Consider the following 21,893-nt stretch of genomic DNA (forward strand, 5'->3'; position numbering starts at 1 on the left):
GGCGGACCCCCACCCAGGAACCCGCAGCGACTGGCACTTCCGGCAAGAAAGAACGTCCCGGCACGAACGTTCCGGCACGGCCAGCACCATCCGGGAGCGCACGATTTTCGGTCGGGCCGGGTCCCGCCTGCGGGGGTGCATCACCTATCCAACCATCACGGCCGCCGTACCCGGCAGGCCTGACAACAGGAGAACAGATGACAGGGAACAAAGCCGTTGCCTACAAGGAACCCGGCAAGGTCGAGGTAATCGATGTTGACTATCCCACCTTTGAACTGAAGGACGGCCCGGGCGTCAACCCGGCCAACGTGGGACGCACGGTCAACCACGGGGTGATCCTCAAGACCGTGGCCACCAATATCTGCGGCTCGGACCAGCACATGGTGCGCGGCCGCACCACAGCACCGCCGGACCTGGTGCTGGGCCACGAAATCACCGGTGAAGTGGTGGAGGTGGGCCGCGACGTCGAGTTCATCAAGGTGGGCGACATCTGTTCCGTGCCGTTCAACATCGCCTGCGGGAGGTGCCGGAACTGCAAGGAGCGGAAGACCGGAATTTGCCTGAATGTGAACCCTGACCGCCCCGGCAGTGCCTACGGCTACGTGGACATGGGCGGCTGGGTGGGCGGCCAGGCCAACTACGTCCTGGTGCCCTACGCGGACTGGAACCTGCTCAAGTTCCCGGACCGGGACCAGGCCCTGGAAAAGATGCTGGACCTGACCATGCTGTCGGACATCTTCCCCACGGGGTTCCACGGTGCCGTGACCGCCGGGGTGGGCGTCGGCTCCACGGTGTACGTGGCGGGTGCCGGGCCTGTTGGCCTCGCAGCGGCAACCAGTGCGCACCTGCTGGGCGCCGCCGTCGTGATTGTGGGCGACATGAACGCCGACCGCCTGGCCCAGGCCAAGAGCTTCGGCTGCGAGACGGTGGACCTGAGCAAGGGCGGCCCGGCCGAGCAGATCGAACAGATCCTGGGTGTCCCGGAGGTGGACTGCGGCGTGGACGCCGTAGGCTTCGAAGCGCGCGGGCACGGCAGCAACGCCTCGGAAGCGCCTGCCACCGTGCTGAACTCGCTGATGGAAATCACCGCTGCCGGCGGCGCCCTGGGCATCCCAGGGCTCTACGTCACCGGTGACCCGGGCGGCATCGACGAGGCCGCCAAGAAGGGCGCACTGAGCCTGAGCCTCGGCACCGGCTGGGCCAAATCGCTGAGCTTCACCACCGGGCAGTGTCCGGTCATGAAGTACAACCGGCAACTGATGATGGCCATCCTGCACGACAGGGTGAGCATCGCCAAGAACGTCAACGCCAAGGCCATCCCGCTGGAAGAAGCACCCAAGGGCTACGCCGAATTCGACGCCGGCGCTGCCACCAAGTACGTCCTCAACCCGAACGGCTACCTCAGCTAGGAAGGAGGTTCCCGATGGCGGGCGGGCGGCCCCTGCGGCCGGCCGCCCGCCGCATGCGGAAATAAGGCCACCCTGTTGCGGGTTACGCTTCACAGGTCTTGAACTGCAATGAAGGAGATCCCCTTGAGCGACATCACCGTCCGCCACAATCCCGAGCGCGAACGCTTCGAAATCCTCGTGGCCGGCCACGTCATCGGCAAAGCCGTATACAAGGAGTACGACGGCGGGGCCTCGCCGCAGCGGATTTTCTACCACACGGTGATCAACGAGGAATACGGCGGCCAGGGCCTTGCCGGCAGGCTCGCCACCGTGGCGCTGGATGAGACGGCCGAAGCCGGGATCGGCATCGTTCCGGTGTGCCCGTTCATCAAGAAGTTCATCGGCAAGCACCCGGAGTACGTCGGCAACGCCGTCGCTGTTGCCCCGGCCCACCTGGAATTCCTGGACAACGCCCTGTCCGCCCGGACCCGGGGCTGACGGTCCTCGCACCGGTTTTCGACGCAGGACGCCGTCCTCGACGCGCTGGTTCGTTGACGCACCCTGTATCTGCGGTGCACCGGCGAACATGCGCCTCGGGGACGGTTTTGCGTATGGGGGGTGCTGCGAATCGCGCGGGCGCCTCCCGGTGCAGCAGACTGTTACCGTGAGCAACAACCCCCGGACTGCCCTGGCCGTGGCCGGCCTCAGCCTGGGCACGGCATTGAACCCGCTGAACTCCTCGATGATCGCTGTAGCACTGGTGGTGCTGCGGGGCGACTTCGGACTGGACGTCGCCGCTGTCACCTGGGTGGTCACGTCCTTCTACCTCGCCTCCGCCGCGGGGCAGCCGGTCATGGGCAGGCTGGCGGACCGGTTCGGGCCGCGCCGGATGTTCATGTTGGGCATGGCACTCGTGGCCGTCACTTGTGCGGTGGCGCCGCTGGCACCCAACTTTGCGCTGCTGTGCGTGGCCCGGGCCGTGATGGCGCTGGGTACCGCCACCGCCTATCCCAGCGCCGTGGTGATGGTGGGGGCCATCGCGCACCGGGCGAAAGTGGAGTCAGCCCGGCCGCTGGGCCGGTTGCAGATGGCGAACACGTCCGCCGCCGCCGTGGGTCCCGTCATCGGCGGCCTGCTGGTGAGCCTGGTGGGCTGGGAGGCGCTGTTCCTGATCAACGTGCCCCTCGCCCTGGCGGCATTGCTGATCGTGAAACAGGCAGCCCCGAGAGACGAGGCACGGGAACGCGGCAGCCTGGCCGAACTTCTCCGCGACTCGGACATCCCCGGCATCCTGGCGTTCGTCGGTGCGCTGCTGCTGGTGATGATGGCTGCGCTGAACGTGGCGCCCGGCTACCGCTGGTGGATGCTGGCGGCCGGAACCGGCATTGCTGCCCTGTTCGCATGGCGGGAACTGCGCTTTGCCCGGCCGTTCCTGGACCTTAGGCTGCTGGGCCGCAACAGGCCGCTGCTGCTGGTCTACCTGGCCTTCGCCGTGTTCAGCAGTGTCTACTACTTCGTCTTCTTTGGCCTGCCCCAGCTGCTGCAGGAATCCGGCGGGTACGATCCCGGCGTGGTGGGCCTGCTGATGCTCCCGCTCGCGGCCATGTCAGTGGTGGCCACCCCGTGGGCTGTGAAGGCCATGGGTCGGTTTGGCGTCCGGCGGGTGCTGCTGGCCGGCGTCCTGCTCCTGACCGTGGCGGCTGCCCTGATGTGGCTGCTGACCGGAACCCTGGCCATCCCGCTGGTGGTGGTGATGACCGCTCTGATGGGCATCCCGTACGGCACCGTCAGCATCGCCACGAACCAGGGCATGTTCGTTTCCACCCGGCCGCAGGACCGTGGTGTGGCCGCCGGCATCTACCAGACCTGCAGGTACGTGGGCGCGATTACCGCCACGGTGATGATCGGCGTCTTCGCCTCAGGAGGGGTGCACCAGGACAGCTGGGCCCGGATGGTGGTGGCCATGCTGGTGCTGTGCGCCGCCACCTTCGGCGTGAGCCTGTTCTGGCGGCAGCGGAGCGCATAGCCTGTCCTGATGGGACACATGATGACCATCGGGAACGCCGAAACCTCCGTCCAGGCCTACGTCAGCGAACCGGCCGCCGGCCGATTCCAGGAAAAGCCGAAGGGTGGGCTGCTGCTGATCTCCGAGATCTGGGGCATGGTGGACCACATCAAGGACGTGGCGGACAGGTTCGCCGCTGAGGGCTACCTGGTGCTGGCCCCTGACCTGCTGACGGACATCGGCATGACGCCGGACGTGGCCGCGGAAGTCCTCACCGGCCTCGCCGATCCGGATCCGGAGCAACGCAGCAAGATCCAGCCGAGGCTCCGCGAGATCACCTCCCCGCTGCACTCGCCTGAGTTCGCGGACAAGGCGGTGGCTGCCCTCCAGGCCTGCTTCGACCACCTCGAGGGGGTGCCCGCACTGGCCGGACGGGTGGCGGTGGCGGGCTTCTGTTTCGGCGGAACCTACAGCTTCACCCTCGCCACCAAGGAGCCGCGCCTGCGTGCCGCCGTGCCCTTCTACGGCACGTGTGACTTCAGCGAGGAGGAACTCGGCCGGATCAATTGCCCCGTCCTGGCCTTCTACGGCGAGGAAGACAAGGCGCTGGTGGACAAGCTGCCGCTGGTCAAGGCCAGGATGTTCGGTGCCGGGGTGGACTTCGAAGCGGTGGTGTACCCGGGCACAGGCCATGCTTTCTTCAACGACAGCACCCCTATCCGGTACGACGCCGATGCCGCCACCGACTCCTGGAAACGCACCCTGGCGTTCCTGGAGCAGAGCCTTAATCAGTAGGGGTTCCCCGGCCGTTTGAGCTGCGCCGTTTCAGTTGCGGCGCCCTCAGTCGCGGCGGAGCCACACCGTGTTGTCCGGCTGCAGCCAGCCGGCCTCCGCCAGCGGGAAGGCGCTGAAGAGTACGACGCCGGCGGGCAGCTTCACCGGGCTGCTCCCCATGGCGACGGCCACAAGGAAGCCGGGGCTGCGTTCGCAGAGCAGGAGGTTCCCGTCCTGCACGTGCCAGGTGCCGCCGTCGTCCGCTGTGAAGGTGCCGTCCTCCCACAACTGGCGGCGCACAGCGATCGCCCGCGTGGCCAGCGCGAGCATCGAGCCCGGGTCCCGCTGCTGCAGCTCGATGGCGTGGCGTCCCCAGTCCTCCGGAACGGGAAGCCAGGGGTCTGCGGGACGCTGCGGATCCCGGGACGGCAGCGAAAAGCCGTGGGCACGCGCCGGGTCCGTGGTCCAGGGGAGGGGGACCCGGGTGCCGTCGCGGGTGATGCCGCCGCGCGCCCACATCGGGTCAACGCGGGCTTCAGCGGGGACGTCCACCTCGGGGAGCCCGAGTTCCTGGCCCTGGTACAGGTAGGCCGAACCCGGCAGGCCGAGCAGCGCCACCAGCGCCGCGCGTGCCCGGCGTCCGCCAGCCTCACCGCCGCCGAAGCGGGTGGCGGAACGGACGATGTCGTGGTTTTCAAGGGCCCAGGTGGGGGCCGCACCGTGCAGCTTCCGGGCTTCCTCAAGTTCGTTGCCCGCGGCCGCCCACGCCGCCGGGTCCCAGCCCAGCTTCACGAACGCGAAAGCGAAGGCCTGGTGCATTTCGTCGCTGCGCGTGTACCGGGCTGCGCGGGCAGGCTCGAGGTTCACCTCGCCCACCAGCAGGCGGTGCGGCTGGTACTTTTCCGCCAGCCGCCGCCACCGCCGGTACACCTCGTGCACATCCTCCTGGTCCGAGACCAGCGGGTTGGCGCGCAGCCCGTCCACCACTGCATGCGCGGAGGGGGCGTCCGGCAGGCCATCGGCTTTGAACAGTCCGTGCGCGACGTCGATCCGGAGGCCGTCCACGCCCTTGTCGAACCAGAAACGCAGGACGTTTTCGAAGTAGTCGCCCACCGCCGGGTTCCGCCAGTTCCAGTCCGGCTGGCCGGCCGAAAACAGGTGCAGGTACCACTCGGTGTCGGTTCCGGAGCCCGGGTTGGCCCGGGTCCAGGCCCGGCCGCCGAAGACGCTCTGCCAGTTGTTGGGCGGCAGGTCGCTGGGCGAATAGGGGGACGAGCTGCGGCCCTCGACGAAGTGGAACATCTCCCGCTCCCGGCTTCCCGGCCCGGCGGCGAGGGCCTGCTGGAACAGCGGGTGCTCGGAGGAGCAGTGGTTGGGGACCACGTCGAGCAGCACTCTCAGGCCCAGGGCGTGGGCCTGATCGAGCAGTGCATCGAAGTCCGCCATCGTGCCGAACAGCGGGTCCACGCCGCAGTAGTCGCTGACGTCGTAGCCCTGGTCCACCTGCGGGGACGGCTGGAAGGGGGTCAGCCAGATCCCGTCCACGCCCAGCGCGGCAATGTAGGGCAGCTTGCCGAGCAGCCCGGGGAGGTCACCGACGCCGTCGCCGTTCCCGTCCGCGAAGGAGCGCGGGTACACCTGGTAGATGACGGCGGACTGCCACCACTGCGCTGACGGGCTTTCGGGGTGGGCAAGGCTCACAGCCGGGCCGCCTTCCATGATCGGATGTTGGGGGATGAGGGGAGGTGCCGCTACAGCCAGGCCGTGACGAACCCGCCCCGCGACTGGTCGCCGGGCTGCGCGGACGACGACGGCTCCGCTCCGGCGTCGCGCGCGGTGCCTGAGGCGGGCCGGGCCGAGGTGCTTTCGGCCAGCGAGATGACCCTGCCGTACGCCGTGCACAGGTCCTGCACCGAGTGCTGGGCGCAGCGCCAGCCGGCGGCTTCCAGGACGGACACCGGGTCCGGGGGATCCGCGCGGGCCAGCAGCTCGCTCATGGGCAGGCCTGTCCTAAGGCTGAACTCCTGCAGCTGGGCATCGAGGTCGTCGGTTTTCGGCAGCGGCACGGCGCGCTCGATAACGGCCCGCGAACCCGGGGCCGAAAGCGCTGCCACCTCGCCCAGGACAGCCTGTTGCCCTGCGGCGTCGAGGTACGGCAGGAGGCCTTCCAGGACCCAGGTGGTGGACCGTCCGGGGTCGAATCCGGCGGACACGAGGTGGCGGCGCCATGGCTGCGAAAGGTCGGCGTCGAGGATGGTGCGGTCCGCGCCCGGTGTGGCGGCGAGCCCGGCAAGGACGCTGTCCTTGAAGTCCAGGACGTTGGCGCTGTCGATCTCGAAAATCCGGGCATCCGCCGGCCACTCCAGGCGGAATGCCCTGGTGTCGAGTCCGGCTCCCAGGATCACTGTCTGCGCCGTGGCGCCGTCCAGGAGGAAGTCGTCGATGAACCGCGTCCGCATGCCGATGTAGATGGATGCCAGCAGCAGCGGCTGCTGCAGGGGAGTGGCATCGGCGGGGCGGGCGGGCCACTGTACTGGCATGTCCACATGCGATCGGGCCGCCAGCACCAGGTCCGCCGCAAACGGATCCCACACCAGCCGGTCAGGCCGGGACGACTCAACGGCCCTGCCTGCCGCCACAGCGAGGGCCGTCAACGGGAGGCCGCGGTCCTGGAATCCCGAGCCCTCTGCATCCGCCACGGTGTGCCCTTTCGTCGGTGGTGGCACCATCGTTGCACGCAGGCACCGCGGCGGATGTGCCGGGGCGCCCCTGTCATCTCACAGCGGAAAACCCCGACCCGTACGAGCCGGCGAACGGGCACCCCCGCCGCGCGCCGCCGTCGTACGCACTAGCCGTTGGTTACGTGTACATGAGCGAGCCCGGCGTGGTGAGCTTCTCGCCGGTCTCCAGCCAGGTCTTCAGGCCGGAGAGGATCATCGGCCAGCCGCCGTAGAGCTGGTCGTTGGCGCCTTCGCGGAGGTCGCTGTGCGTGACGGTGAGGTGGCAGGAATCGCCCACCGGCTCGATCTCCCAGGTGACCTTGGAGGTCCCCTCGGCCTTGACGTCGTCGCCCCACAGCGCGCGCATGGTCTGCACCAGCCGGCGGGGCGGATCCACCTCCAGGTTTTCGCCTTCGCCCAGGATCTGGCCGGCCTTGGGGTTGCCCATCTCGAAGCGGCTGCCGGGGGTCCAGTCAGACTCCAGGGTGTTGCCGAACTGGTACTTGCTGCGGATGTCGCTGTCGGTAATGGCCTCCCAGAGCTTCTCCGGGGTGGTCTTGATGTAAATCTCGAAGATCTTTTCCATGGGACTTTCCAATCTGGATTTGAGGTCGCTGAGGGCAGCGGCCCATGGTTCTGCGTACTTGCTGACCCATCGGTCGTGGACCAGGCGGATGGGAACGGGGTTCAGGAAATGCAGCTTTTCCCGCCCGCGACGACGGGTGGCCACCAGGCCTGCGTCCTCGAGGATGCGGAGGTGCTTGGCGATCCCGAACCGGGTCATGCTGAACCTCGCCTCAAGCGCACTGAGGCTCTGGCCGTCCTCGCGGAACAGCTCATCGAGCAGGTCCCTGCGGGTGGGGTCGGAGAGTGCTTTGAAAACGTCGTCCATACACACGATGATAGGTGACCATATAGTCACCTATCAAGGGTTTGGACACCTTCGATTCGGAACGCTGTGCACTCCTGCCCAGTTAGGGGCCCAGCGGCAGGAAGAGTAGGGCCAGCAGGCCCGGAACCGTGGCGGCGAGGGTGCCCGGAACGCTTTCCCAGCGCTTGGGGTAGTGGCCCAGCAGATCGGCCAGCAGCATGGTGGGGGCCGTCAGCACCATGTTGAGGCAGCAGTAAACCACCAGCGTGTATCCCACCACCGGTTCGCCGATGTTCACGGCCACCAGTCCGGCCACCACGCCCAGGGCAATCACCAGGTTCTTGTACCCGGTGGGGATGGCCCACATCATCACGGCGGCCACGTTCTCCGGCGGTGTGCTCAGGAACTTCTGCGCCCATCTGCTCCGCCGGAGCAGGAAGCTCTCCACCGGAAAGACCCCCATGTAGATGACCGCCGCCAGCACGGCGAAAACCTGGGACATCATGTTCATGCCGGAAGGGTAGGCCCGCCCGGAAGCCGCAGGCCATCCCCGGAACAGGGGATTCCGTGCTGCGCTGGCGGGCCCGATACTGGACGTATGTGGGAGGAGCGCGCAGAGCGTGCCAGGCGGGACATCGCCACCCTGGCCATGGACGGACTGGACCTGGCCGCCCTCTACACCGCCGCCCTGGTGCTGGTGCGCAAAGCGGTGCCGTTCGACCAAGCCTGCTGGGCCGGCGTCGACCCCGAAACGATGGTGATGAACGCCGTCACCAACTGGCGGCCGTGGCCCGTCACCGACGAGTACGCAGCCCGGTTCGCGCAGTCCGAATACCAGGGGACCGAACCGAACACCTTCGCGCAGCTCATGCTCCGGCCGCACCCGGTGGCACGGATCTCGGATGCGCCGCGCAGCGAGGTGGCAGGCAGCATCCGGATCAACGAGTTGCTGCGTCCGCTGGGGCTGGTCCATGAACTGCGCGGGGCGTTCCGCATGGACCAGTCGTGCTGGGGCGTCGGCAGCCTGTTCCGCGAGGGTGCCGGGGATTTCAGCGACAGGGAGGTGGAGTTCCTTGCGGCGGTGACGGCTGCGCTCGCGGCCGCCACCCGCATTGCTGCCCGCTCGCACCACCGGCTGTGGCACCAGCCTGACGGACCGGTGATCGTCCTCGCCGGCGAACGCGGTGAGCTGCGCGCCGCCACCCCGGCCGCGGCAGTCTGGCTTCAGTCGTTGGAGGAAGCGGCCCCGGGCCAGTTCAGCATGGTGCTTTATGCGCTCGTGGCCCAGGCGAGGGCCGCAGCGGGCGGAACGGCAAGGGCCAGGATGCGCGACGTCGATTCCGGCTGGGTGATCCTGCAGGCCAGCCGCCTCATCGCCGGGGACGATCCCCAGCAGATGGTGGTGACCGTGGAACCGGCCACCACCCGGCAGCTGCTGGCCCTGCTCCTGTCCGCGTACGGGCTCACCCCGCGGGAACAGGAAGTCTGCCTGGAGCTCATGGCGGGCAGCGCTGGGGCTGACATCGCCAAGCACCTGTTCATCTCACCGCACACGGTCCACGATCACCTGAAGTCCATCTTCGACAAAGTGGGTGTAAACAGCCGCGGGGAACTTGTCGCCAGGTTGACAGCCACTGGGTAGCCTTGGCGCATGCAGAAGATATCGGTGGAAGCCCTGGCCCGCCAACAGCTCGAAGCGGCAATTGCATCCTCCAACGGCCGCGCCGCGGATACGGTCTACGGCGGCCACGAAAAGGTCCTCCGCCAGTCCGTCATGGCCCTAAAAGCCGGAACGCGGCTCAGCGAACACCAGAACCCCGGCGACGCCACAGTGTTCGTGATCCGCGGCTGTGTCCGGCTGGTGGCCGGTGGGGATTCCTGGCAGGGCAAGGCGGGGGACCTGTTGATCGTCCCGCCGGGCCTGCACAGCCTGGAGGCGGAGGAGGACTCCGCCTTCCTGTTCACGGTCGCCAAGTACCGCGACTGACCTCGAATTCACGGCTCACTGAGGGTTAGGCAGGATCCTGTACCTTGTCGGGCGCTGGCTTCACGGTGGTGTTCCGGGAGTCGGCCGCGGACGGGTGGACCGGGCGCGGCTCAAGCCAGGTCCGTTCCCGGGGTCCCGGCGGATAGGCGTGCTTCTTGCCCGCAATCGTGATCACCAGGGCGGCCAGTACCGGCAGCGCGGCTGCCACGGGCACCAGCATGGGACCGCCCGCCACCAGCGCGCCGGAACCGTACAGGGCGCCAACGGTGATGCCCAGCTGGATGGTCAGCACAGTCAGGCCGTTGGCCGCCTCACTGTACTCACCGCCGGCCCGGAGGATGGCGGACTGATTGTAAATGCCAATGGCCCCCAGGCCGGCTCCCCAGACGGTCATCAGCACCAGGGCCAGCGGAAGGTTGCCCACCGCCAGAGGCAACAGTGCCATCGAAACGGCGATGGCCGCCGTCGTGATCATCAGCGAACGCCGCGGCCGCGAATCCACGGTGAGCCCCGCGATCCAAATACCCAGCAGGCCGGACGCGCCGAGCACGGTGAGTGCCAGGCTGGTGGCGTACTCCGGAAGTGCGGCTTCGCGGATGAACGGGGCGATGTACGTAAACAGTGCGAAGTGCGCCAGGACCAGCAGCGGCCAGGCCGTGGCTACCGCCTTCACGCCGGGCTCGGCGATGGCGCGGCGGATGGACGGCCGGGCGGTATCGGAAATCCGCTGTACCCGCGGCAGCATGAAGAACGCCAGGACGGTAAGCAGCAGGCCGAATCCTGCAAGAACGAGGAACGCTGCCCGCCAGCCCAACAGCCCGCCCAGTGCCGTACCCACCGGCGCGCCGATGGCCAGGCCCAGGCTGTTTCCGCTGAAGACGATGGCCAGCGCCTTGCCCACCTGGTTCGCCGGAACCACCCGGGTCACGAACGGCGCCATGGTGGTCCACAGCAGGCCATGCGCCAGTCCGCCCACCATCCGGGCAATCATCGCGGTGGTGAAATCCGGGGAGAGCCCCACCCAGGCGTTGCTGGCCGCGAACGTCAGGACCAGCCCCACCAGCAGGGTGTGCCGGGGGATCCGTGCCAGCAGCCTCGCGACCGGCACCACTGTCACCACGATGACGGCGGCATAGGCTGCGGCGAGGTATCCGGCAACGGGTTCGGTGACGTTCAGGCCGGCGCTGATCTGCGGCAGCAGGCCCGAGGGGAGGAGCTCAGTGGTGATGGCAGTGAAGGCAATGGTCGCCAGGACCAGGAGGGCGGCATAGGGAAATCGGGCAGGGCTGGGCACGGAAGTCGCGGAGGACATGGGGGAGCGGATCCATTCAAGGGGGTGGGGTTGGAAAGCGGCTCGCTGGCCGGACAATTCCTCCCTTAAATTTACAGGATCCGGGGTCCTGAAATCGACATGATGACGCCTGGGGCGGGGCGTCCGAAGGGTGGTCACCCCAGCCCGTCGCGGGCGGCCAGACAGTACGTTTGATAGCAGTGCAGACAGAGGCCGCAGGTGGGCCGCGGACCGTGATCAAGGGAGCAACAATGAGCATTTGTGGAACGGAACGCCGGGCTCCGCGCGCATGGCTGGAGGGCGCCGCATGAGCGCCCGCTTGCGGGTGAGCCTGCCCAGCCGGGAACTGGTGGAGGCGCTCGAGCCGGCCGACGGCGTCGAGTTTGTCCTCTGGGACCTCACCGGCCCTGCTCCCGAAGGTCGGCTGGACCTGCTGGTCCCGCCCTACATGGGCAGCGCCGGCGCCCTGGCCGCGCTGGAGGGCGCGGACGTGGGCCTGGTGCAGAGCCAGTCCATCGGGTACGACGGCGTCGCGGACGTGCTGCCAGCCGGCGTCGCCTTCGCCAACGCTGCGGGAGTCCACGAGACCTCGACGGCGGAGCTCGCCCTGGGCATGATGATCGCCGCGCAGCGGGGGATCCCGGAGTTCGCACGGCACCAGGCCACTGGCTACTGGGACCGGGGCCAGCGTCCCAGCCTGGCCGACCGGCGGGTACTGCTGGTGGGCTACGGCGGAGTGGGTAAAGCCATCGAAGCACGGCTGCTGCCGTTCGAAACCGAGGTGACACGCCTGGCCAGCCGTTCCCGCCAGGACGCAGCAGGAACCGTCCACGGCATCGATGCCCTCTATGACCAGCTGCCGCTCCACGAGATCGTGGTGGTGAGCGTTCCGCTGAGTGAGGACACCCGCCAGCTGGTGGACGCGAAGTTCCTGGCCGCGATGCAGGATGGCGCCCTGCTGGTGAACGTGGCCCGCGGACAGGTGGCGGACACCGAGGCACTCCTGGCCGAGACCGCCTCAGGCAGGCTCCGTGCCGCGCTGGATGTCACGGACCCGGAACCGCTGCCGGCAGAGCATCCGCTGTGGACCACCCCCGGCGTGCTCATCACCCCGCACGTGGGCGGTGCAAGCTCGGCCATGTTCCCTCGGATGGTCAAGCTGGTGCGCAAGCAGATCGGCCTTCTCCTCGAAGGCAAGGACCCGGTGAACGTGGTGCTGGGCGGTCCGTCGGGCGGTTAGGCGGCGCTGACGCCGCTGCGGCTGCCCGCAGTGGCGTCGTGGCGGCCTGTTCAGGGGTGCGTCCGGACTCCTATGCTGAGTCCATGTCTACCTATGAGGTCCGCCGCAGCGCGGTCATCCCTGCCGTCCCGGAAGATATCTTTCCCCTGGTCAACAGCTTCCGCGAGTGGGGAGCGTGGTCCCCGTGGGAGAAGGTGGACCCCGGCATGAGCCGCCGCTATTACGGCCCGGCGTCGGGTCCCGGAGCGGGGTATGAATGGAGCGGCAACCGGAAGGCCGGCAGTGGCACCATGGAGATTGTCGAGTCGTTGCCGTCCAGCACCATCGGCATCCGCCTCCAGTTCACCAAGCCGTTCAAGGCCCTGAACCCCACCACCTTCACGTTCACGCCCGTCCCCGGCGGCACCGAGGTCACGTGGAAGATGACCGGCGAAAACAAAGGCGCCGCCAAGATCTTCGCCCTGTTCATCAACATGGACAAGATGGTGGGCTCGGACTTTGAACGCGGCCTCACCTCGCTCGCGTCGGCCGTGGCGGCAAAGAAGAAAAGCTGAGGCCACCCGTGGGCACCGTTGACGACGCGCTCGCGGAACTGCCCGAGCCGGGCCGGAGCTGCCTGCAGCACATCGTGGCGATGGCCCGATCAGTGGCGCCGGAAGCCACCGACGGCGTGAGCTACGGGATGCCCGCGCTCAAGCTCGACGGCAAGCCGCTGATGGGGGTTGCGGCCGCCGCCAGGCACCTGTCCATCTTCCCGTTCTCGCCTGCGGTGGTGGAGGCTGTGGCCGGCAGCCTGGACGGTTACTCGTTGTCCAAGGGCACCATCCGCTTCACCGCCGAGCAGCCACTTCCGGACGAGGTAGTTGAAGAGATCGTCCGACGCCGGATGGCTGAGATCCGGCCCTGAACCGCATGACCGGTGCTGGGCGGCGCCGGTCATGCGGGTGGGGGCCGGTGGTGCTGACGACGGCAGTGGGCCGGGTTGGCGGGGCGGCACCTTCCGGACTCATCCAGTGTCAGGTGAGCAGCATCTGGACGGTGTTGCGCAGGGTGGAGGCCACCAGCACGTCGTCCAGTTCCGCCACCTTGTCGCAGAAGATCTCCGGGCAGTAGTAGCCGTCAAAGCCGGTGGCCTTGCAGGCGTCCACCCATTCCTGCAGCGGGATCTCACCCGCTCCTGTCCAGATGTTGCGTGAGATCGACTGATCCGGGACTTCGCCGGCCGGCACGTGCAGGCCGTCGCAGACATGGACAGCCGCAATCATGTCGCCGGGCAGGGCGGCGATATCCTCCGGGGTGTCGCCGGAGGCCCAGAAGTGCCAAAAGTCCACGCACATCTTCACATTGGGCCGCTGGATGGAGTCAAAGATCTGCAGTGCCTGGCTGACCCGGTTCACGGGGGACCAGGCAAGGGGTTCGAGGTACAGGCCCACGCCGTGGTCAGCTGCGATGTCCGCTGCCAAGGCCACCCGCTTCGCCGTTTCGGCCAGCGCGTCCGTGGCGTCCAGACCGAGGGCGCCCCGGAACCGCAGGTCTGTGGGAAGGAGCGTGCCGGCACGGAACTCCTTGACCACGCGGACGTCCACCGGGCCGGTACACATCTGCACGTAGGGTGAGCCGACCACCTGGGCTACCTCGGCCAGCCGGATGGCGTCCCGGGTGAACTCCTCGTCAGCCGCTTCCTGGATGGCGCCCACGCCGGAGACCGCGAAGCCGTCCAGTGCCGGCAGAAGATCGTGGGCAGTGAAGCCGGCGTCCAGGAAACGGAACAGTTTGGGGGTCTGGAGCTCAACAGCATCGAACCCCGCTGCTTTAGCCACGGCGATGTCCCGCAGGGTGGTGCCGTGGAACGCCGCGGTCGAGTTCATGGAGATTTTCATGCGGGTCCTTTGGGTCGGTAAACGTCTTTGTTAGAGCGCTCTAATCCAGCGCAGTTGAACTTTGTCATGACAAATGCGGCAGTGTCAATGAAATTGGGGGGTTCAGTGGGAATTCGCTGCGTTGCCGAAGGCTCTTACCGTGGGATTGTCCGGGCGTTTACGCTGGCCCCATGGCTGATACTTTTGCGTCCCTCGTGGACACGTTCAAGAATGTGGGAGTCACCAAGGCTTACGGCACGCCCGTGAACGTGGGAGGCCAGGAGATCATGCCGGTGGCGCTGGTTTCCTTCGGTTTCGGCGGTGGCAGCGAGCCCGGCGACGGCGCATCCGGAGGTGGCGGCGGGGGCATGGTGATACCGGTGGGCGCCTATACCACCGTCAACGGCCGGACGGTCTTCCGGCCCAACACCCTCGCCCTGCTCGCCTGCCTGGTGCCGCTGGTCGCCGTTGCCGGAACCACGGTGCGACGCTCCATTGCCGCGGCCCGGAAGTAACGCGGACGCCCGCCGTCGTGCCCTTCCATGGCCCGCCTGGCCGCGTCCCGCCGGCGGGCGTTCCGTGGCACCCGACGCACCGAATATTCCCCTATTTCGCTCCGGCCAAAGCAGTTCCATAATGGCCTCATAGGCTTCGGGGACCCTCTCCGCCAATGCGACCTGTGATGGGCGGGCGCGGGAGAGTCCCAGGTGGCAGCCCCGGTGTCGGCGCAGCGGGCGGTCACGCGGCCCGCCAGATCTCCGGCAGGGACCTCTCGGACCGTTATAGGGGGAGAGCACCGCCATCGCAAGATTGCACCAAGGAGATTTGTCATGCTCAAGGATTCGCAGGTCATGGCAGTACTGCCCGCCAAGGACATCGACCGGGCACGGGAGTTCTACCGCGACAAGCTGGGACTCGAGCCCAGCCAGACCATCGAAGGGGATAACCTCATCTACCAGTGCGGCAACGGCACCGGATTCCTGCTCTACCAGACGGACAATGCCGGCACGGCGAAGAACACCCAGATGGGCTGGGGAGTGGCGGACGTAGAAAAGGAAGTGGAGGAACTGCGCGGCCGCGGCGTGGTCTTCGAGGACTACGACATGCCCGGACTCAAGACCGAGAACGGCATCGCCACCATGGAAGGCATGGGCCAGGGGGCCTGGTTCCTCGACAGCGAGGGCAACATCCTCAACATCTCGTCGATGCCGATGTAGCCACCTGTTCACCTCACAGCAACGGACGACGCCGGCCGGCGCCTCCCACGGCACCCCCACCCCGGGTGTCGGGCGGGCGGAAGGCCGGCGCCGCCGTCGTGCGCACTCCTTCCGGCCGATTTTCCCTGCGGGTCAGCCGTTGAGGATCTGTTCCCGCAGGATGTCCGCGTGGCCACAGTGCTGCGCGATCTCCCGGATCATGTGCAGGTACACCCAGCGCAGCGGTACCGGACCGCGGCGGTTGCCCCGGACCACGTCGTCAAGATCCAGCCCGGCTGCCGCCTGCCGGGATGCCTCGCACGCCTGGCGGTAGGCATTCCGGATGCTGTCGATGGTGTCCTCGCCGCCGAGGATGAAGGATTCGTCCGGGGTGGCCGGAATGCCGATCTCGGCGCGGGACCGCCCCGTGACGGCTTCGTCGAACCAGACCTTCTCGACGAATGCGGCGTGTTTGACCAGCCCCAGCAGCGTGGTCCTGGACGGCACCAGGGACCGGCGGCCCTGCTCCTCCGTGAGGCCATCCAGGCGGGCCTCCAACATGGCGCGGTGCTGGTCCAGGAACGCCTCGAACTGGGCACGGGCGGGCTGGTTGATGACGTCGTCGGGCGTCAGGGAGGAGACTGCAGGCATGGCTGCAGTATGCCACGCCCCATGCGGGCCCGGTACGTTCGGAAAGGAAAGCCGATGGCTGAGGAACAGGCGGCAGTGGAATCGAAGGGTGTGACCGTGGAACTGCTGGCCACGGTGGACCTCTCCGGCGAGATCGGGGGCATGGAGGGCTACCAGCTGCGGACGCGCAGGGTGACTATCGCACCGGGAGGGGTATTCGGCCCGGTCCATGACCACGTTGGCCGGCCCGGCAGTGTCTTCATCCTGGCGGGGACCATCACGGACCACCGTGACGGGACGTCCAAGGAGTATGGCCCCGGCGTCGGGTGGCCCGAGGACCGGAACACCGTCCACTGGCTGGAAAACCGGGGGACGGTGCCGGCGGTGGAAGTCTCGGTGGACATCGTCCGCAAGGGATGACGCGGTGCTTGGGTCCGCAGGACCGGCCCTGGAGACTTGGTGGTTAGACTGCGGCTTCGCGCTTGCCGCTGAACGCAATCCGGACAGCCCGGCGGAGGCTGAGCTTGCTCCGGCGGCTGACCACGATCACTGCGGCCAGCCCGGTCAGCAGGACCACCAGGCCACCCACCGCCACGGACCAGCGGGCACCGAATTCGCTGCCCACCCACCCGATCAGCGGGGAGCCCACGGCCGTTCCGCCCTGCAGGATGGCCAGGTAGAGGGCCAGCACCCGGCCGCGGAACTGCGGTTCCACAGAGAGCTGGATGCTGGTGTTGCAGCTGTTCAGGAACGTGATGGACGCCAGGCCCACCGGAATCAGCACGGCGGTGTAGAGCCAGAACGACGGCGCCACGCTGGCTACCAGCGTGAAGACCCCCAGGCCCAGGGCGCCGCCCAGCAGGAACCTTAGCCGGGGCCTCGCGCGCCGGGCGGCCAGCAGTGCGCCGGCCAGGGTGCCGACGGCCATGATTGAGCCCAGCAGTCCGAACTCGCCCGGCCCGGCGTGGAACTCGGTGGTGGCCATCAGGGCGTTCGTGACGGGGAAATTCATGCCGAAGGCGCCCAGGATCCCCACCAGGACCATGATCAGGACGAGGTCCGGCCGGCGCTTCACGTACCGCATGCCCTCCGCCACCTGGTGTTTGCTGCGCTCCGCCCGCACGGTAGGCACAAGCTCGGAGGTACGGATGAAGAACAGGGACCAGATCACTGCCGCGTAGCTCGCGGCGTTGAGCAGGAACACCGGCCCGGTGCCCACCCAGGCGATCAGGACACCGGCGACGGCCGGGCCCGTGAGGCGGGCGGTGTTGAAGGACGCCGAGTTCAGGGCCACGGCATTGGAGATGTTGTCCTGGCCCACCAGTTCCGAGACAAAGGACTGCCGCGCCGGGGCGTCAATGGCGCTGGCAATGCCCAGGCACAAGGCGGCGAGGTAGGCATGCCACAGCTGGGCTGTGCCCGTGACCACCAGCAGGCCGATGGCCAGGCCGGTAATGCCCATGGCCAGTTGGGTCCACAGCAGGATGACGCGTTTGCGGTAGCGGTCCGCCAGGACTCCGCCGTAAGGGCCAAGCAGCAGCATTGGCAGGAACTGCAGGCCGGTGGTGATGCCGACGGCAGCGCCGTCGTGGTTGGTCAGGACGGTGAGCACCAGCCAGTCCTGGGCGATGCGCTGCATCCAGGTGCCCACGTTGGAGACCAGCGCCCCTGCGGCCCAGATCCGGTAGTTGCGGTTTTCGAGGGCGCGGAACATCTGGCTCATTTGCCGCTCATTTCCTGCATGATGCGTGCGGCGCGGCTGAGGATGTCACGGTCTTCCACGCTCAGGCCCGCCACACGCTGTGCCAGCCAGGCGGTGCGCTGTTCCCTTGCCTCCGCGAGGACGCCCCTGCCGGCGTCGGTGATGTCGATCCGGACCTGCCGGCCGTCGTCGGGATGCTGGGTCCTGGTGACGAAGCCCTGGTCGGCGAGGGCATTGACGATGCGGGTCATGGACGGGGCCTGCACATGCTCGCGGTCGGCGAGTTCGCGGAGGGTCCGGGCGCCGTCACCGTGCAGGACGGCGAGGACGGTGTACTGGCCGGGGGTGATGACTTCACCGGTGGCCTCGACGCGGAGCCGGCGCGAGGTGCGCATCACGGCGGTGCGGAGGTCGATGGCGAGGGTGTCCGGGGTGATCTGCGGATTTTCTTTGGTCTTGGTTTCGGTGGGGGCCATATGGGCGGGTGCGCCTCCTGGAGCGGTCGGCTCATCATTTGCTTAGCACTGCTAATTAGTTCTGCTAACTATCATCCTCCTTCTTGTTGCTGGCGGCAACCTTTTTAGGTGTGGTTCCGCTAACGTCCGTCCCCCGGCGTGGTTCTTGGCACAATGGACCGCGTGACTGGGCGCAGAAATGAAACGAACCGCAAATCCGGGCTGACCTGGAAGGGGAAGCTGAACCTGGCGGTGACTGCGCTGGTTCTCCTGCTGGGCCCCGTCATGATGGGCCTGGGCAGCTTCATGATCGGCGCTGACGAGGACCTGGCGCGGAGCGGCGTCCAGGCAGCAGGCACCATTGTGCGTTTTGATGACGTCACCGAGGCCTCGGAGCGCAGGATGAAAGTGGAATTCACCTCCGGCGATGGTGCCAGCCACGCGACGTGGGCCGCCGTGGACCACGACCAGTACCCCGTAGTGGGTGACGCCACTACCGTCATCTACGCGGAGCACGATCCGGGCAGGGCCATCGTTCCGGGCTACGAGAGCGACGGCGTCTGGGTCCGTGGCGTGGGCACCGTCCTGACCTGCATCTTCGCGGGCCTGGGCGTCATCTTCGTCCTGCTGATGGTGGGCGCCTACCTCAAGGGGCGCTCGCAGAGGGGTAAGGATGCCCCGTCGCCTGGGTAGATGTGGTTAGCCCGGTCCGCGGGCTGCTCTGGCCGGAGCTGCCGGACCGGCGTAGGCTCTGCTCCACCATGACCGAGCAGCAGCCTTATGAATCAGTCCGCCGCTATCCGCACTTCGAGCTGCGCCGCTACCCGGACTACGTCGTAGCTGAGGTGGCAGTGTCAGCGGAATTTGACCGCGCGGGGAATGTGGCCTTCCGCCGCCTCTTCAACTACATCAGCGGGAGCAATACGGGCGGCGCCAAGCTGGCCATGACGGCGCCCGTTGTGCAGGAAGCCGGACAATCCCAAAAGCTCGCGATGACCGCGCCGGTCATCCAGGCAGGCCCGCTCTCCGGAGGCGGCGGATCTGCGGAGTTCGTGGTGGCTTTCGTCCTGCCGGCCGGGCTGACGGCCGAAACGGCTCCGGTCCCCACCGATCCCACCGTTAAGATTCGTGCTGTGCCCGGCTCTCTGGCCGCGGTACTGCGGTTCTCCGGCCGCGGCTCCGAGGCAAACTTCGAGCGCCGCAACAACGGACTTCAGGCCGCGCTCAGCCTTGCCGGGCTGACGCCCCTGGGGGCGCCCCGCTTTGCCCGCTTTGATCCGCCCTTCAAGCCATGGTTCCTGCGGCATAACGAAGTGGTGCAGGACGTGCGCGAGGCATAGCTGGTCTCAGCCCTACAGCCGCCAGCAACGGCCTCGGCTGGACGCTGCCCTGTTCGACGAGCGGCAGGCTCGAAGGCCCCGTTGCGCCCCGCTTTGTTGGGCAGAACGCTCCGATAGTTTCCTGAAGAATGAGGAAGCCTGACAGGAGCTCCCTTGGCAGTTCCCGAAAGTCCCGCGGCGGGCGGATGCCTGCCTATGCGTTGTTAGCGTGCACATTTCGTAGCCCGCCCATCCTCAGGACCTGCCGTCTTATCAACAAAAACTGTTGTTATTGCTGAAACTTTACGATAGTTTCTTCGTGTGATGCAGGTCGCACTGCTGGGGAGCCCGCGGCCACGATGCCAAACCGAAGGACAACGATGACCCGCGAGGACAGCACCACCACATCCGAAGAACGCCTGAGGCGGCTCCACGAGCGGCTTGGCGGCATCGCCTACGGCGGGGACTACAACCCGGAACAGTGGCCCCGGGAGGTGTGGGACGAGGATGTGCGCCTGATGAAAGACGCCGGAGTCAACCTGGTCACGCTCGCCGTGTTCTCCTGGGGCAGGCTCGAAACGGCAGACGGCGAATACGACTTCGGCTGGCTCGACGACATTATGGACCTGCTGCATGCCAACGGCATCGGCGTGGACCTGGCCACCCCGGACGCGGTTCCGCCGGCCTGGCTTATCGCGAAATACCCTGACATCCTCCCGGTGCTGGCCGATGGCAGCACCTTTGGATTCGGATCGCGCCAGCACTTCGACGTCTCGCACCCCGTCTACCAGGCCAAGTCCAGGGCCATTGCGGAAAAGATGGGCGAACGCTACGCCGGACACCCGGCCCTGTGCATGTGGCACATCAATAACGAATACGGCCCGGTGTCCTACGGGCCCCACGCCGACCGGGCATTCCGGGAATGGCTCCAGGCCAAGTACAGCAGCCTGGACGACCTCAACAGCTCGTGGAGCACAGACGTTTGGGGCCAGGTCTACTCCGACTGGGCACAGGTCAACGCACCCGCCCAGCCGCGTACCTGGTCCAACCCGTCACGCCGGCTGGACTACCACCGGTTCACATCGGACAGCATGCTTGCGCACTACCGGACCCAGCGCGATATCCTGCGCCGCTTCACGCCTGGCCTGCCCATCGTCACCAACTTCATGCGGTTCTACAAGAACAATGACTACTGGGCCTGGGCTGCTGAGGAAGATGCGGCGGCCCTGGACATTTACCCGGATCCCAGGGAGCAGGACGCCCACGTCGCCGCAGCCCTCAACTTCGACCTCATGCGCTCCCTGCGGAATGGCCAGCCATGGCTGGTGATGGAGCAGGCCACGGCAGCAGTCAGCCAATGGTCCGTCAACGTCTCCAAGCTGCCGGGCAAGATGCGTCTGGGCTCGTATCAGGCGATCGCCCAGGGCGCCGATTCCATCCTGTTCTTCCAATGGCGCCAGGCCCGGGGCGGCACCGAGCGCTTCCACTCCGGCATGGTCAACCATGCGGGACCCAACACCCGCGTCTTCCGCGAAGTCTGCGAACTGGGCCGTGAGTTGAAGGGCCTGTCAGGCGTCGCAGGCACCCGTTCAGCCGCCAAGGTGGCCATCGTCTTCGACTGGGACTGCTGGTGGGCGCTGGAACTGGGCAACTTGCCGCGCTCGGACCTGAGCTACCCGCAGGAAGTCCTCCGCCTGTACCGCCCGTTCTTCGATGCCAACTTCCCGGTGGACTTCGTGCACGCCGGGAGCGACCTCAGCGGCTACAGCCTGGTGGTCCTTCCCGCCAGCTACCTCCTGACGGACCAGGCCGCGCAACGTATCGAGGACTTCGTGTCCGGCGGCGGACGCCTTGTGGCCAGCTACCTCTCCGGCATTGTCAACCAGGACAACACCATCCGGCTCGGCGGCTACCCCGGAGCTCTCCGCAACGTGCTGGGCGCCTGGAGCGAGGAACTGCATCCGCTCGCCGGGGACGGCGAAGCGGTCAAGCTTTCCACGGCCGACGGCGGCACAGCCTCTGCGGATTACTGGACAGAGCATCTGCACACCACGGGCGCGGACGTCCTGGCCACCTACGCGTCCGGACGGCTTGCAGGAGCCCCCGCCGTCACCCGCAACACGTTCGGTGCGGGCACCGCCGTCTACCTCTCCGCGCGCGTGGACAACACCTTCCTGGAGCAGTTGCTCGCAACTGAACGCGAAGCTGCGGGGATACGGCCCGAACTCAGCGCACCGCGCGGAGTTCAGGTCCGCCGTCGGACGGGCAACGGCAGCAGCTACCTGCTGGTCCTCAACCACAACGACGCACCCGCGGGAGTAGAGGTTGGAGCCGGCGGCACCGACCTGCTGACCGGGACAGACGTCACCGGAACCGTGGAACTCGCCGCCAACGGCGTCCTGGTCATTGAAGAAGCGTCCTCGGCAGCAACGGCCGCAGGAACCGGCAGGTAGGAG

Annotated in this window: 24 protein-coding genes; 15 read left to right on the forward strand and 9 right to left on the reverse strand. The window is 67.3% G+C overall.

The features are described 5' to 3' along the window. The first annotated feature begins 197 nt into the window (after window positions 1-197). The 4 genes from fdhA to AC1DBN_RS18445 all read left to right on the forward strand — a co-directional run bounded on the left by fdhA (window position 198) and on the right by AC1DBN_RS18445 (window position 4,188). The gene (gene fdhA / locus AC1DBN_RS18430) at window positions 198-1,409 is read left to right on the forward strand and encodes a formaldehyde dehydrogenase, glutathione-independent (RefSeq protein WP_477723846.1); all 1,212 of its coding nucleotides are present in this window, start codon (window positions 198-200) and stop codon (window positions 1,407-1,409) included. A gap of 123 nt (window positions 1,410-1,532) precedes the next feature. Further along, window positions 1,533-1,886 carry a GNAT family N-acetyltransferase gene (locus tag AC1DBN_RS18435; RefSeq protein WP_091723863.1) on the forward strand — a complete coding sequence of 118 codons (354 nt, stop codon included), beginning with the start codon at window positions 1,533-1,535 and terminating at the stop codon, window positions 1,884-1,886. Between the two features lie 166 nt (window positions 1,887-2,052). Further along, window positions 2,053-3,414, forward strand: coding sequence for an MFS transporter (locus AC1DBN_RS18440; protein WP_477723847.1), 1,362 nt, complete (start codon window positions 2,053-2,055; stop codon window positions 3,412-3,414). 9 nt (window positions 3,415-3,423) lie between these two features. Then, the gene (locus tag AC1DBN_RS18445) at window positions 3,424-4,188 is read left to right on the forward strand and encodes a dienelactone hydrolase family protein (RefSeq protein WP_477723848.1); all 765 of its coding nucleotides are present in this window, start codon (window positions 3,424-3,426) and stop codon (window positions 4,186-4,188) included. Between the two features lie 45 nt (window positions 4,189-4,233). On the opposite strand, the gene AC1DBN_RS18450 is transcribed toward AC1DBN_RS18445, so the two are convergent. The 4 genes from AC1DBN_RS18450 to AC1DBN_RS18465 all read right to left on the reverse strand — a co-directional run bounded on the left by AC1DBN_RS18450 (window position 4,234) and on the right by AC1DBN_RS18465 (window position 8,269). After that, complete coding sequence (locus AC1DBN_RS18450; RefSeq protein WP_477723849.1) at window positions 4,234-5,886, reverse strand: alpha-amylase family glycosyl hydrolase; 1,653 nt, start codon at window positions 5,884-5,886, stop codon at window positions 4,234-4,236. A gap of 32 nt (window positions 5,887-5,918) precedes the next feature. Then, on the reverse strand, window positions 5,919-6,866 hold the full coding sequence (locus tag AC1DBN_RS18455; RefSeq protein WP_477723850.1) for an SAM-dependent methyltransferase: 948 nt from the start codon (window positions 6,864-6,866) through the stop codon (window positions 5,919-5,921). Between the two features lie 160 nt (window positions 6,867-7,026). Then, window positions 7,027-7,779, reverse strand: coding sequence for an ArsR/SmtB family transcription factor (locus AC1DBN_RS18460; protein WP_477723851.1), 753 nt, complete (start codon window positions 7,777-7,779; stop codon window positions 7,027-7,029). A gap of 82 nt (window positions 7,780-7,861) precedes the next feature. Then, on the reverse strand, window positions 7,862-8,269 hold the full coding sequence (locus AC1DBN_RS18465; protein ID WP_477723852.1) for a DUF1304 family protein: 408 nt from the start codon (window positions 8,267-8,269) through the stop codon (window positions 7,862-7,864). An 87-nt stretch (window positions 8,270-8,356) separates the two neighbouring features. Between AC1DBN_RS18465 and AC1DBN_RS18470 the strand changes: the two genes are divergently transcribed. Further along, window positions 8,357-9,400: a helix-turn-helix transcriptional regulator gene (locus tag AC1DBN_RS18470; protein ID WP_477723853.1), complete on the forward strand. Its 1,044-nt coding sequence runs from the start codon at window positions 8,357-8,359 to the stop codon at window positions 9,398-9,400. A gap of 9 nt (window positions 9,401-9,409) precedes the next feature. Further along, window positions 9,410-9,745 carry a cupin domain-containing protein gene (locus AC1DBN_RS18475; protein WP_314216197.1) on the forward strand — a complete coding sequence of 112 codons (336 nt, stop codon included), beginning with the start codon at window positions 9,410-9,412 and terminating at the stop codon, window positions 9,743-9,745. 25 nt (window positions 9,746-9,770) lie between these two features. On the opposite strand, the gene AC1DBN_RS18480 is transcribed toward AC1DBN_RS18475, so the two are convergent. Beyond that, entirely contained in the window at window positions 9,771-11,057 is a 1,287-nt protein-coding gene (locus AC1DBN_RS18480) for an MFS transporter (protein ID WP_477723854.1), read from the reverse strand. A gap of 286 nt (window positions 11,058-11,343) precedes the next feature. Here AC1DBN_RS18480 and AC1DBN_RS18485 point away from each other — a divergent pair, with 286 nt between their 5' ends. From AC1DBN_RS18485 to AC1DBN_RS18495, 3 genes are all read left to right on the forward strand, one after another. Further along, window positions 11,344-12,276, forward strand: coding sequence for a 2-hydroxyacid dehydrogenase (locus AC1DBN_RS18485; RefSeq protein WP_091718642.1), 933 nt, complete (start codon window positions 11,344-11,346; stop codon window positions 12,274-12,276). A gap of 83 nt (window positions 12,277-12,359) precedes the next feature. Continuing rightward, window positions 12,360-12,830 carry an SRPBCC family protein gene (locus AC1DBN_RS18490; RefSeq protein ID WP_091718644.1) on the forward strand — a complete coding sequence of 157 codons (471 nt, stop codon included), beginning with the start codon at window positions 12,360-12,362 and terminating at the stop codon, window positions 12,828-12,830. Between the two features lie 8 nt (window positions 12,831-12,838). Next, window positions 12,839-13,183: an iron chaperone gene (locus AC1DBN_RS18495; protein ID WP_091718646.1), complete on the forward strand. Its 345-nt coding sequence runs from the start codon at window positions 12,839-12,841 to the stop codon at window positions 13,181-13,183. Window positions 13,184-13,292: 109 nt separating this feature from the next. Here AC1DBN_RS18495 and AC1DBN_RS18500 read toward each other — a convergent pair whose 3' ends face one another. Then, on the reverse strand, window positions 13,293-14,156 hold the full coding sequence (locus AC1DBN_RS18500; RefSeq protein ID WP_091718648.1) for a sugar phosphate isomerase/epimerase family protein: 864 nt from the start codon (window positions 14,154-14,156) through the stop codon (window positions 13,293-13,295). A gap of 170 nt (window positions 14,157-14,326) precedes the next feature. On the opposite strand from AC1DBN_RS18500, the gene AC1DBN_RS18505 reads away from it, so the two are divergent. Continuing rightward, entirely contained in the window at window positions 14,327-14,650 is a 324-nt protein-coding gene (locus AC1DBN_RS18505; RefSeq protein ID WP_477723855.1) for a hypothetical protein, read from the forward strand. A 315-nt stretch (window positions 14,651-14,965) separates the two neighbouring features. Continuing rightward, on the forward strand, window positions 14,966-15,352 hold the full coding sequence (locus AC1DBN_RS18510) for a VOC family protein (RefSeq protein WP_045732023.1): 387 nt from the start codon (window positions 14,966-14,968) through the stop codon (window positions 15,350-15,352). Window positions 15,353-15,484: 132 nt separating this feature from the next. Here AC1DBN_RS18510 and AC1DBN_RS18515 read toward each other — a convergent pair whose 3' ends face one another. Continuing rightward, window positions 15,485-15,982 (reverse strand): DinB family protein, encoded by a 498-nt coding sequence (locus AC1DBN_RS18515; protein ID WP_477723856.1) that lies wholly within the window; start codon window positions 15,980-15,982, stop codon window positions 15,485-15,487. 54 nt (window positions 15,983-16,036) lie between these two features. Between AC1DBN_RS18515 and AC1DBN_RS18520 the strand changes: the two genes are divergently transcribed. Beyond that, a complete protein-coding gene (locus tag AC1DBN_RS18520; protein WP_477723857.1) occupies window positions 16,037-16,381 on the forward strand; it encodes a cupin domain-containing protein in 345 nt (114 codons plus the stop codon). 43 nt (window positions 16,382-16,424) lie between these two features. Here AC1DBN_RS18520 and AC1DBN_RS18525 read toward each other — a convergent pair whose 3' ends face one another. Further along, complete coding sequence (locus AC1DBN_RS18525; RefSeq protein WP_314216188.1) at window positions 16,425-17,684, reverse strand: MFS transporter; 1,260 nt, start codon at window positions 17,682-17,684, stop codon at window positions 16,425-16,427. Further along, complete coding sequence (locus AC1DBN_RS18530; protein ID WP_314216187.1) at window positions 17,681-18,139, reverse strand: MarR family winged helix-turn-helix transcriptional regulator; 459 nt, start codon at window positions 18,137-18,139, stop codon at window positions 17,681-17,683. The genes AC1DBN_RS18525 and AC1DBN_RS18530 overlap by 4 nt, the downstream gene beginning before the upstream one ends. Window positions 18,140-18,301: 162 nt before the next feature. On the opposite strand from AC1DBN_RS18530, the gene AC1DBN_RS18535 reads away from it, so the two are divergent. From AC1DBN_RS18535 to AC1DBN_RS18545, 3 genes are all read left to right on the forward strand, one after another. Beyond that, complete coding sequence (locus tag AC1DBN_RS18535; RefSeq protein ID WP_314216184.1) at window positions 18,302-18,811, forward strand: DUF3592 domain-containing protein; 510 nt, start codon at window positions 18,302-18,304, stop codon at window positions 18,809-18,811. 68 nt (window positions 18,812-18,879) lie between these two features. Next, window positions 18,880-19,458 (forward strand): SOUL family heme-binding protein, encoded by a 579-nt coding sequence (locus tag AC1DBN_RS18540; protein ID WP_314216183.1) that lies wholly within the window; start codon window positions 18,880-18,882, stop codon window positions 19,456-19,458. A gap of 359 nt (window positions 19,459-19,817) precedes the next feature. Further along, entirely contained in the window at window positions 19,818-21,890 is a 2,073-nt protein-coding gene (locus tag AC1DBN_RS18545; protein WP_477723858.1) for a beta-galactosidase, read from the forward strand. Window positions 21,891-21,893: the final 3 nt, after the last annotated feature.

This window comes from Pseudarthrobacter sp. 10T415, from assembly GCF_056394175.1.